General features: G+C 58.2%; 1 protein-coding gene. It reads left to right on the forward strand.

Annotation, left to right across the window (positions count from 1 at the left end):
* Nucleotides 1–1130: hypothetical protein (locus AB4043_RS26300; RefSeq protein WP_442308627.1), on the forward strand; the 1130-nt coding region annotated here is incomplete at both ends.

The following is a 1130-nucleotide window of genomic DNA, read 5'->3' on the forward strand; positions in this document are numbered from 1 at the left end:
CCTCACCAGACATAATGGTGCGACCATCGATCACTACTGGGCGAACTGGGATGCATGCAATATTGGCGCCCTGATCGCCATGGGCGTGCTCAATGACAACACCGACTGGTTCAACCAGGGCGTTGCCTACTATCAGAATGGAGCAGGGAACGGCGCGATCAATCACGCCGTCTGGACGCTCTATAACGATGGAGCACTGGGCCAGTGGCAGGAGGCGGGCCGCGACCAGGAACATGCTCAGCTTGGTGTAGGCTTGCTTGGCTACGCGGCGCAGACAGCATGGAACCAGGGTGTCGATCTCTTCAGCTACAGCAATAACCGTCTTCTGGCTGGAGCTGAATATGTGTCGCTGTACAACATGAACCAGACTGTGCCATATACGTCCTACAACAACAGCGACAATGTGCTGCAGTACTACCCCTCCACCAACGGACGTGACCGTCTGAGCGATCGTCCAGTGTGGGAGCTGCTCTATAACCACTACAACGTTCTTCAGGGAGTAAGTACGCCCAACACGCAGGCGATGGCTCAGTTGCAACGGCCGGAGCATGGCAGCATCGATCACTTCGGGTATGGCACACTGACCTTCACTTTGAATGCTTCGGCGTCGGCGTATCCTCCGTCGCCTATACCTGCTGCACCAACCGGTCTAACCGCGACAGCCAGCGTAGGCCAGGTCTTCCTGAACTGGTCGACGACAGCGACTGCGAATGGCTACAACGTTCTGCGTTCYACGGACGGCGTGTCGTACACCGTGCTTGCCAGCCTTACACAAACCACAATGCCGCAGTACATAGACGCGAGCGTGACTAATGGCACGGCCTATTCCTATGAGGTGCAGGCGGTCAACCAATCAGGAGCCAGCGCGACATCAACCTCTGCCAGTGCTACTCCCATGAGTGCGGGATCGTTGCCGACAGGTTGGTTGGATGCGGACATCGGCGTCGTGCAGGTTCCTGGCAGTGCGCAGTATGCCACGGCAGCGAACAACACGTTCGTGGTCACCGGTCAGGGAAGCGGGATCGGAGGCGCCGCTGATTCGCTGCACTATGCCTATCAGCAGGTCACGGGGGACTTCACACTGACCGCGCGCCTGTTCGGTGAGAGCGGAACGTTGAGCAACACCGGCC

This window comes from Terriglobus sp. YAF25 (assembly GCF_052113305.1).
Lineage (GTDB): Bacteria > Acidobacteriota > Terriglobia > Terriglobales > Acidobacteriaceae > Terriglobus.